Source organism: Rhodococcus sp. ZPP (assembly GCF_017656075.1).
Taxonomy (GTDB): Bacteria; Actinomycetota; Actinomycetes; order Mycobacteriales; family Mycobacteriaceae; genus Rhodococcus_F; species Rhodococcus_F oxybenzonivorans.
On record NZ_CP058638.1, the window covers coordinates 658,537 to 668,796 of the forward strand.

Here is a 10,260-nt window from a genome sequence, read left to right on the forward strand (position 1 = left end):
CCTGCGATACCACGGCCGCCCAGGCTCCTGCTCCACGTCCGGAGATGCTGCGGCCGGGACCGATCCGCGCGGTCTGCGAGTGGACGGGTCACCGCCCGGCGGCGTCCGGCGCGACCCAGCCCTGGTGCCGGAACTCCGCGCGGACGCGCCACCGGGCCGCGGACTGCGCTGGGTGTCGCGGCGAACCGGGCGATCCGGCCGTTCCGGGCGACCTCGGCGCTCCCGGCTCATCGGGAGGCGTTGTGTGGGGCCGCGCGCAGCGCGTCGAGGATCTGGTTTCCGAGCATCGTGACGTCACCGGCACCCATCGTGATCACGACGTCACCGGGTTCTGCCAACCCCGCCACCTGACGCGGCGCCTGCGACAGGTCGGGCTGATAGTGCACCGGCTTGGTCACCGACAGTGCGACCAGGGCGCCACTGACACCGGGAATGGGTTCCTCCCTCGCCCCGTACACGTCGAGCACCACGACCTCGTCGGCGAGATCGAGAGCATGCCCGAACTCTTCTGCGAAAGTTGCTGTCCGCGAATAGAGATGTGGCTGGAACACGACGATCACTTTGCCCCGGCGGACCGATTCCTCGGATTCTTGCCGATCCGCCTCGTGCGGCTGGCGCACCAGATCCGCGGCGGCGCCGAGCACCGCACGTACTTCGGTGGGATGGTGCGCATAGTCGTCGAACACCCGAACGCCACGCTCACGACCGGTGAACTGGAACCGGCGGTGTACACCGCCGAAACCGGCGATTCCTTCGAGTATCTCGTCGACGTCGGCACCGGCCTCGCGGGCAGCGAGAAGTGCGGCCAGCGCGTTGAGTGCCATGTGCCGTCCTGGGACACCCATCCGGATGGTCCGCGGACTCCGCTCACCGGCCAGCTGGAACTGCAGCACTCCCCCCACATCTCTGGCCTCGAAACTCAGCAGCCGGGCACCGACCTCGATCCCGTCGACGGAGTCGAACGGAGCGGCGGACGACTCTGCGCTGCCGTAGCCGACCACTCGCACACCGGGGAGGTTCCGCGCGCTCACCCGTGACGCGAGCGCCGCCGAACCGGGATCGTCGAGACAGGTGACGAGGAGCCCGCCGGGCGACAGCCGATCGGCGAAATCGTCGAAAACCTGGGTATAGGCCTCCGGGCTCCCGAAATAGTCGAGATGGTCGGCCTCGACGTTGGTGACGACGACGACATCGGGGTCGTACTGGAGAAGCGAACCGTCACTCTCGTCGGCCTCGGCGACGAACACGTCACCGCTGCCGTGATGAGCGTTGGTCCCGGCTTCGTTCAGCTCGCCGCCCACCGCGAAAGAGGGGTCGTAACCACAATGCTGGAGCGCCACCACCAGCATAGACGTCGTCGAGGTCTTACCGTGGGTGCCAGACACGAGCAGGGTCCGGTGACCTTGCATCAACGATGCGAGCACCGCCGGGCGCAGGATCACGGGGATGCCGCGCCGCGCGGCCTCGACCAGTTCCGGGTTGTCCTTCGGGATGGCGGCGTGCGTGGTGACGACCACGGTGGGTCCACCGGGCAAGAGATCGAGTGCGCTGGCGTCGTGGCCGATGCGCACGTTCGCGCCGCGAGCGCGGAGGGCCAGCACGCCGCGGCTCTCCTTGGCGTCGGATCCGGACACCTGGCCCCCTCGGGCCAGCAGGATCCGGGCGATCCCGGACATTCCGGCGCCACCGATCCCCACCATGTGGACACGTTCGAGGTGCGCGGGCAGGTCGGTCATCGGGTTTCCTTCTTCAGCGCGGCCACGTCGAGAACAATCTGCGCAACCTCGGCGGCTGCGCTACGGTGACCCGCTCCCGCCGCGCGCCGCCCCATGTCCGCGAGCCGCACGGGGTCGCGCAGCAGCGGGATCACGGTGTCCGCGACGAAGGCGGCGGTCAGGTCGCCGTCACGGACAATCATTCCACCTCCCGCTTCGACGACTGGCCGCGCATTGAGTTCTTGCTCACCGTTGCCGTGCGGCAACGGCACGTACAGCGCGGGGAGACCCACGGCCGACACCTCCGCGACCGTCATCGCACCCGATCGGCAGATCACCGCGTCGGCAGCCGAATACGCCAGATCCATCCGCGACAGGTACGGGACCGCCACGTAGGGCGGACCGCCTGCGGAGTCGGGGACGTCCAGGGTGTTCTTCGGACCGTGTGCGTGCAGGACGGCGATCCCTGCCGCCGCGAGCGACTCCGCCGCCCCCGACACCGCCTCGTTGAGCGACCGCGCACCCTGCGACCCACCGAACACGAGCAGCACCGGTCCCTCGGCGGGAAGCCCGAAGTGGGCCCGAGCCTTACTGCGCAACCCCGCCCGGTCGAGACCGGTGATGGATGCCCGCACCGGAATACCGACGATCTCGGCCTCCGCCCGGCCGCGCGCCTTCACACCGGAACCCGCCACCGCCGCGAGGACCCGTGTTGCACGGCGAGCGCCGATCTTGTTGGCGATGCCCGCGCTCGCGTTCGCCTCGTGCACCACGATCGGGATTCTGCGTCGCCGCCGCAATAGACCGGCACCCGCGGCCAGGTACGCCGGAAGAGCTACGTAACCGCCGAAACCGACGATCACGTCGGCCCCGGTCTCGTCCATCACCGCACGGGTACGACGAACCGAATGCAGCACCCGGCGCGGGAGCCGCAGCAGGTCGAGGGTGGGTTTACGGGGAAGTGGCACCGGCGGAATGAGTTCCAGCGGATAACCGCGCTCCGGAACCAGCGTGGTTTCGAGACCGCGCGCCGTCCCCAGCGCCGTCACCACCACATCCCCGTCGATCGCCTTGATCGCATCGGCCACCGCCAGAGCCGGTTCGATGTGTCCGGCGGTTCCACCACCGGCCACGATCACCGACAGAGTGGGCTTCTCGCCGCTCACCTACGAAATCCTCGCTCTCCTGCTCGGCCACCCGAGCTTCGCTGCTGGCGCACACCGCGGTCGGGTGTGCGGGCATTGCCGCGTTCCGCGCGGCCCTTGTCGTATGTGATGCTCCGGGTGCGGGCTGCCATCTCGCGTCCGGCCTGCCGCCGTGCCTCGGCCCGCCGCACCGCCTCCGCCCGGGCAGCGTCCGCCCGCACCGGTGAATATGCCTCGGGCTTCGGAAGACGCAGCATTCGCCCGAAACGGCCGTCCTGACCCGAATGCAGCGCCGCTACCGCCTCCGGCTCGTGCCGGGCCGCATTCGCCACCACGCCGAACATGAACAGTGTCGTCGCCGTCGACGTTCCCCCGGCGGACACGAGCGGCAACTGCAGTCCGGTGACGGGGAGCAGCCCGATGACGTACCCCACATTGATGAACGCCTGACCGGTGATCCATACCGTGGCCGTACCCGTGAGCAAGCGCAGGAAGGGATCGGCCGATCGTGCGGCGATACGCAGACCCGTGTATACGAACAACCCGAAGAGCCCCAGCACGGCGGCACCACCCAGGAAGCCCAGTTCCTCACCGATGATGGCGAAGATGAAGTCGTTGTGCGCGTTGGGGAGATAACTCCACTTCGCGCGGCTCTGCCCCAGTCCACGCCCGAGAATTCCGCCGTCGGCCAGCGAGTACATCGCCTGACGTGACTGATAACCGATACCCTGCGGATCCTCGTCCGGATTGAAGAAGGCCCGGACCCTCGCCGAACGGTAACCCGCGGTGAGAGCGAGAACCACCACCCCGGCGAGACCGGTTCCCACGATGCCCAGGAACAACTTGAGCGGCAGACCTGCGAACCACAGCAATGCCATCAAGATGATGGCCAACGAAACCGTCGTTCCGAGGTCGGGCTGCAAGATGATGAGCACGAACGCCAACAGCGCCGCGGGAACGAGTGGGACCAGCATGTCGCGGATCCCGACCAGGTCGCTCCGGCGTGACGTCAGGATGTGCGCACCCCAGATGGCGAGCGCGATCTTCGTCAACTCGGCCGGCTGCAGGGACACACCGCCGACGACGAACCATCCTCGGGTGCCCTGCGACACCGTTCCGATACCGGGTATGAGCACCAGAACCAGAAGAACGATCGTCGCCGCGAAGGCGGGAAAGGACAGCGCGCGCATCACCCGTACCGGGATGCGCAACGCGACGAAGAACAGGATCATGCCGACGCCGGCGAAGATCGTTTGCCGGGTGAACAGCGTGTAGGCCGAGCCGTCGTTGGCATACGCCTCGACGCTCGACGACGACAAGACCATCACCAGCCCCAGCACCGTGAGCAGAAACGCGATGGTCACGACGAGGTGGAACGACGCCAACGGTCTGGCCAGCCACGCACCGATCCGGGTGCGGGGAGCGCGCGGCGGCGCCGTGCGGGTTCGCGGACCCTGCGGCGGGCGGCGGGGCGTAGCCGAACGCGGAGAACCGTCCTGCGAACGCGGACCTTCGGGAGAGCGAGGTCGTCCCGCATCACCGGCACGGCCCCGAGGTGCGTCACCGCGACCCCGTTCACCACCGCGGCCCCGCTGCGCGTCGGACACCCGGCGGCGCTGCGCGTCGGCCCCACGGCTGCGCTGCGCGTCGGGAACCCGGCGTGGGCGCGGATCGGCCGACGTCATCGCGGCTGCCCGGTAATGTCCGATGCATGCAGCCGGCCGACCGCGTCGGCGAAGCTCCTACCTCGATGACCGTAGCTGTCGAACATGTCGAGCGAAGCCGCGGCAGGAGCCAGTACGACGGCGTCACCCGCCGTCGCCAGGGCAGCCGCCTCACGCACGACGGCTGCCATGACCGCGTCGCTGTCGGTACCGGGCGGCAGCACCACCCGTCGGGTCGCGGCTCGAGCAACAGCACTCACTCCAGCATCGTCTCCCGTTTCGACACTGACGACGGGAACCTCGGGGGCGTGTCGCGCAAGCGACTCGGCGATGTGGGTGGCGTCACGCCCGAGTAGCACGACTCCGGTCAGGCGGTCGGCCACCTCGACGATCAGGTCGTCGACCTGGGCGCCTTTGAGGAGGCCGCCGGCGATCCACACCACGCGTTCGTGCGCGAGAATCGACGGCCCGGCCGCGTGCGGGTTGGTGGCCTTCGAGTCGTCGACGAAGGTGACCCCGCCGATCTCGGCAACGCGTGCACCTCGGTGCGGGCCGACGACGTAACTCGCCAGACCGCGGGCCACGGCCTCGGGCCCCACCCCCGCGGCGCGCGCGAGCGCTGCCGCAGCGAGCGCATCCATCAATCCCGCAGGACCGGACGGGGTAATCCCCTCCGCCGGGGCCAGCCGCAGTCCGTCGGCGAACGCCCGATCCACCAGGTGGCCGTTTTCGATCCCCAACTCCCCCGGCCCCGGGATCCCCACTCGGAAGCCCACCATGCGTTCGGCGGGTGAGGAGGATGCGAGGGACGCTGCCACGTCGTCGTCGAGACCCAGTACTGCGACATCGCCGGTCAACGCTCGCGCCTTCGCTTCGATGTACGACTGCATACCGCCGTGCCAGTCGAGGTGGTCCTCGGCGATGTTCAGGACGGCTCCGGCCGCCGGCCGAACTGACGGTGCCCAGTGCAGTTGGAACGACGAGAGTTCCACCGCCAGCACTTCGGGCCGAGGAGACGTCTGGCGTAAGGCCTCGAGGACCGGAAGTCCGATGTTCCCGCAGGCTGCGCTGGGCACCTTTGCCGCCGACAGGATCGACTGCAGCATCGAGGTCGTGGTCGTCTTTCCGTTGGTCCCGGTAACCACCAACCATCGGCGGGGCGGGCCGTAGAGTCCCGATCGGTCCACGTGCCAGGAGAGTTCGATATCTCCCCAGATGGGGATGCCGTCTCCGGCGGCAGCCGAGAGCAGCGGTGCGTCGGGACGGAAACCGGGGCTGGTCACCACCAGTGCGAAGTCACGGACACGTTCGCGGTCGGCGAGGAGGTCGTCGATGGGCACGGTGGCTGCGCCGAGCCTCGCGCATTCGGCAAGGGCGTCGGCATTCGAATCGGTGACGGTGACGAGGGCTCCGAGTTCACGGAGCGGTTCGATCGTCGCCCGGCCCGAGATCCCCGCCCCCGCGACGAGTACGGCACGACCCCGCAACCGATCGAGTTCCAGATCCTCGGCCACTGGGTCAGCCGCCGATCGCTGCCAGGTACTCGCTGTAGAACAGCGCGAGGCCGATCGCCGAGGCGATGGCCGCCAGCAACCAGAAGCGGATGATCACCGTGGTTTCCGCCCACCCGGCGAGTTCGAAGTGATGGTGGAAAGGCGCCATGCGGAACACTCGTCTCCGGCTCGACCTGAACACCGCAACCTGGATCACCACGGACGCCGCTTCGGCGACGAAAAGTGCGCCGATCACCACCATGAGCAGTTCGGTCCGCGTCGTAATGGACAGCCCGGCAAGCATGCCGCCCAGCGCAAGGGAGCCGGTGTCGCCCATGAAAATTTTGGCGGGCGCGGCGTTCCACCAGAGGAATCCGATGCAGGCGCCCGCCCCGGCGGCGCAGATCAAAGCCAGGTCGAGCGGATCCCGCACGTCATAGCAACCCTTTCCCGGGCTGGTCTCACATGCGTTGCGGTACTGCCAGAACGTGATGATGACGTAGGCACCCAGCACGAGGCTCATGGAACCGGCCGCCAGGCCGTCGAGTCCGTCGGTGAGATTGACGGCGTTCGACCACGCGCTGACCAGCAGATAACAGAACGCGACGAACACCACGGATCCCAGGGTCACCGTCGCGATGTCGCGGACGTACGACAGGTGGGCACTGCCGGGGGTCAGGTCGTTGGCGCCGCGGAACTGCAGCGCAAGGACGCCGAACGCCACCGCCGCGATCAGCTGGCCGACCAGCTTTGCGGTCTTGTTCAGTCCCAGGTTGCGCTGCTTGCGGATCTTGATGAAGTCGTCGAGGAACCCGACACCACCGAGCGCAGTGGTCAGGCCCAGCACCAGCAGACCCGACGCCGAGGGGCCGTCCGCGTCGTAGCCGATACCGATCAGGTGCGATCCCCAGTACCCCGCCCACAGACCGGCGAGGATGGCGACTCCGCCCATCGTCGGGGTCCCGCGCTTCGACTGGTGACTGGCCGGACCTTCGACACGGATCTCCTGGCCGAAACCCTGACGGGAAAAGGCCTTGATGAGGACCGGGGTCAGCAGAATCGAGACGGCAAGCGCGATGCCCGCCGCGAAGAGGATCTGTCTCACCGCATGGCCTCCGAACCCTTCTGCCCCGTGTGTCCCGCCAGCACCGCGTCCGCGACCTCCCACAGTCCGATGGATTGCGACGCTTTGACCAATACCAGGTCACCCGCCGCCAATTCCTCCTCGAGCAACACGATCGCGGAGGCGGCGTCGGGAACGAGTATCGCCTCGTCCCCCCACGAGCCCTCCATGACCGCGCCCTGATGCATGGCCCGTGCCGGTCTCCCGGTTCCGACGATGATCAACTTGCTCACGTCCAGCCGGACCGCGAACCTGCCGATCGCATCGTGTTCGACCACTGATTCTGGCCCCAGCTCCGCCATTTCTCCGAGTACCGCCCAACTGCGGCGCGCCGCGCCGCGGCCGGTCTTCGCCATCGACACCAGCGCCTTGATGGCTGCGCGCATCGAATCAGGATTGGCGTTGTACGAATCGTTGATTACCGTCACACCGTCCGGTCGGTCTCGCACATCCATACGGCGAGCCGACACCGCAGCGGCCCCGGAAAGTGCCTGGGCAACCTGGCCAAGATCTGCGCCGCACTCGAAAGCCACTGCAGCAGCGGCGAGTGCGTTCGCGACTTGATGTTCGCCGTGCACCGCCAGCTCGACCGGAACACTGCCCGAAGACGTGGTGAGCGTGAATCGCGCACGCGCCTTCTCGTCGAGCACGATGTCGGTGGCCCGAATATCCGCCGCCTCCGACTGCCCGACGAGCACCACGCGCGCAGAGGTCCGTGAGGCCATGGCGGCGACCAGAGGGTCGTCTGCATTGAGTACGGCGACGCCGCCGTCCGCGGCAGTCGGCAGCGCTTCGGCGAGCTCCCCCTTCGCCAGGGCGATCGCGTCCCGGGACCCGAACTCACCGAGATGTGCCGTGCCCACGTTGAGAATGACCCCGATCCGGGGAGGCGCGATGGTCGCGAGGGACGCGATGTGCCCCAGCCCTCGCGCAGACATCTCCAGAACCAGGAACCGGGTGTCGGCATCGGCGCGCAGGGCAGTCCACGGGTGCCCGAGCTCGTTGTTGAACGATCCAGGCGGCGCCACCACCGGGCCCAGGGGGCGCAGAACAGCCGCCAGGAGGTCTTTGGTCGAGGTCTTGCCCGCTGACCCGGTCACACCGACCACGGTCAAGCCCTTGTCGGTCAGTTCGTCGACAGAAACACGGGCAAGCTTCGCCAGAGCGGCGAGCACCCCAGCGCCGGACCCGTCCGAATCGTGTTCGAGTGCCATCGCCCGGCTCGGGACGTCCACCGGAATCGGCGGGACCACGACGGCCGGAACCCCGACCGGCCGCGCAGCCACGACGGCGGCCGCACCTGCCGCAACGGCGGCCGCCGCATGGTCGTGACCGTCGACGCGGGCACCGGGCAGCGCGAGGAAGAGGCCGCCTGGACCTACCTTCCGCGAATCGAATTCAACGCTGCCGGTCACCTCGGTCGAGGGATCGACGACGTCGTGGAGCTCGCCTCCCACGATTTCGGCGATGCGAGCGAGTGTCATCGGGATCATTCGCTTCCTCCGATTACCTGCTCGATCGCTTCGCCCAGAACCTCGCGATCGTCAAATGGGTGCTTCACCCCGGAAATCTCCTGACCGGACTCGTGTCCCTTACCTGCGACCAGAACTACGTCGCCTGCCTGCGCCCAGCTGACGGCCTCGGTGATCGCCCTCGCGCGGTCCCCCACTTCCCGAACTTCTCCCCGCTCGGATTCGGGCACCGCGAGGGCACCTTCCCGGACCGCGGCTCTGATCGTCGCCGGGTCCTCGGTACGCGGGTTGTCGTCCGTGATGATCAGCAGATCCGCGCCTCGCGCCGCCGCCGACCCCATCAGGGGCCGCTTCCCGGCGTCGCGGTCACCTCCCGCACCCACGACCACCGCGACACGGCCGGACACCTGGCTCCGAAGGGTCGCGATCACGGCTTCGAGGGCGGCGGGTTTGTGCGCGTAGTCAACGACGGCGAGAAAGTCCTGGCCGCGATCGATGCGCTGCACCCGCCCGGGCACGTCGACCTCCGCGATGCCCTTCACTGCGACGAGCGGATCGACCCCCAGTGAGGCGCTCAGCGCAACGGCAACCGAGGCATTGGCGACGTTGTACCGGCCCGGAAGCTGTAGCAACACCTCGAGCGACGTGCCGTCCGGTGTGGTGAGGGAGAAGGTCTGCGAACCGGAAGGCGACACCGTCGGCGGACCCGCAGCCCACCCCGCCTCCACAGGGCCGGTCCCCGTGGCCACCGTGGATACGACGGAGCCGGCGTCGGCGGCAACCTCGGCCATCCGCTGCCCCCACACGTCGTCGACGCAGATGACGGCCCGCGGAGCGTGGACCGAAGATTCGGCGCTGAAAAGCCTGGCTTTGGCGGCGAAGTAGTCCTCGAAGTCGCGGTGGAAATCAAGGTGGTCCTGCGAGAGATTGGTGAAGGCACCCACATCGAACCGCACACCGTCGACCCGGCCGAGCGCGAGCGCGTGACTGGAAACCTCCATCACCACCGTGTCGACCCCCTGCTCGAGCATCACGGCGAACAGGGCGTGCAGTTGCGGGGCCTCGGGCGTCGTCAGTGCGCTCGGCACCCGTCGCCCCTTCATCCGCGTTTCGATGGTTCCCAACAGACCGGTGGTGCGCCCCGCCGCGGTGAGAGCGCCCTCCACAAGGTAAGAGGTGGTGGTCTTACCGGAAGTGCCGGTGATACCGATCACCTGCATGCGCTCCGACGGACGGCCGTAGATGGTGGCCGACATCTCGCCGAGAACTCCGCGGGGATCGTGGTGGACCAGGACCGGCACGTCCGCTTCCAGCCCTGACACGATGTCGAACCCGGCCTCGTCCGTGAGGATCGCCACTGCCCCGCGTGCAACAGCGTCTGCCGCGAACTCCGCCCCGTGCGCCCGGGCACCAGGCAAGGCAGCAAAGAGATCGCCCTGGGCGATGGCCTGAGCCCGAAGATCCACTCCCGTGACGACGACCTCGGCAGCACCACCTGCGGAAGCCTCGATTCTGGCTCCGGCAGCTGCGGCGAGAACGCTCACCGGGGTACGAACCGGCAGACTGGGGCGCAGATCGTCGCCGGACTTCAGATTTTTTCCGGACTGCAGATCTTCTCCGGACTTCAGATCTTCTCCGGACTTCAGTG

At 68.2% G+C, this 10,260-nt stretch carries 7 protein-coding genes; all 7 read right to left on the bottom strand.

What is annotated here, in order from left to right; translation table 11 throughout:
- Window positions 1–227: 227 nt before the first annotated feature.
- From murC to HYG77_RS03075, 7 genes are read right to left on the bottom strand one after another with little or no spacing between them, the layout of a single operon-like run.
- On the bottom strand, window positions 228–1,736 hold the full coding sequence (gene murC / locus HYG77_RS03045; protein ID WP_109329276.1) for a UDP-N-acetylmuramate--L-alanine ligase: 1,509 nt from the start codon (window positions 1,734–1,736) through the stop codon (window positions 228–230).
- On the bottom strand, window positions 1,733–2,881 hold the full coding sequence (murG, locus tag HYG77_RS03050) for an undecaprenyldiphospho-muramoylpentapeptide beta-N-acetylglucosaminyltransferase (RefSeq protein ID WP_109329274.1): 1,149 nt from the start codon (window positions 2,879–2,881) through the stop codon (window positions 1,733–1,735). The genes murC and murG overlap by 4 nt, the downstream gene beginning before the upstream one ends.
- Window positions 2,878–4,545: a putative lipid II flippase FtsW gene (gene ftsW, locus HYG77_RS03055; RefSeq protein ID WP_208961811.1), complete on the bottom strand. Its 1,668-nt coding sequence runs from the start codon at window positions 4,543–4,545 to the stop codon at window positions 2,878–2,880. Before ftsW ends, murG begins: the two co-directional genes overlap by 4 nt.
- The gene (gene murD / locus HYG77_RS03060; RefSeq protein WP_208961812.1) at window positions 4,542–6,038 is read right to left on the bottom strand and encodes a UDP-N-acetylmuramoyl-L-alanine--D-glutamate ligase; all 1,497 of its coding nucleotides are present in this window, start codon (window positions 6,036–6,038) and stop codon (window positions 4,542–4,544) included. The genes ftsW and murD overlap by 4 nt, the downstream gene beginning before the upstream one ends.
- 4 nt (window positions 6,039–6,042) lie before the next feature.
- On the bottom strand, window positions 6,043–7,122 hold the full coding sequence (mraY, locus tag HYG77_RS03065; protein ID WP_109329268.1) for a phospho-N-acetylmuramoyl-pentapeptide-transferase: 1,080 nt from the start codon (window positions 7,120–7,122) through the stop codon (window positions 6,043–6,045).
- The gene (gene murF, locus HYG77_RS03070; protein WP_208961813.1) at window positions 7,119–8,633 is read right to left on the bottom strand and encodes a UDP-N-acetylmuramoyl-tripeptide--D-alanyl-D-alanine ligase; all 1,515 of its coding nucleotides are present in this window, start codon (window positions 8,631–8,633) and stop codon (window positions 7,119–7,121) included. Before murF ends, mraY begins: the two co-directional genes overlap by 4 nt.
- Window positions 8,630–10,204, bottom strand: coding sequence for a UDP-N-acetylmuramoyl-L-alanyl-D-glutamate--2,6-diaminopimelate ligase (locus HYG77_RS03075; RefSeq protein WP_208963259.1), 1,575 nt, complete (start codon window positions 10,202–10,204; stop codon window positions 8,630–8,632). Before HYG77_RS03075 ends, murF begins: the two co-directional genes overlap by 4 nt.
- Between the last annotated feature and the right edge of the window lie 56 nt (window positions 10,205–10,260).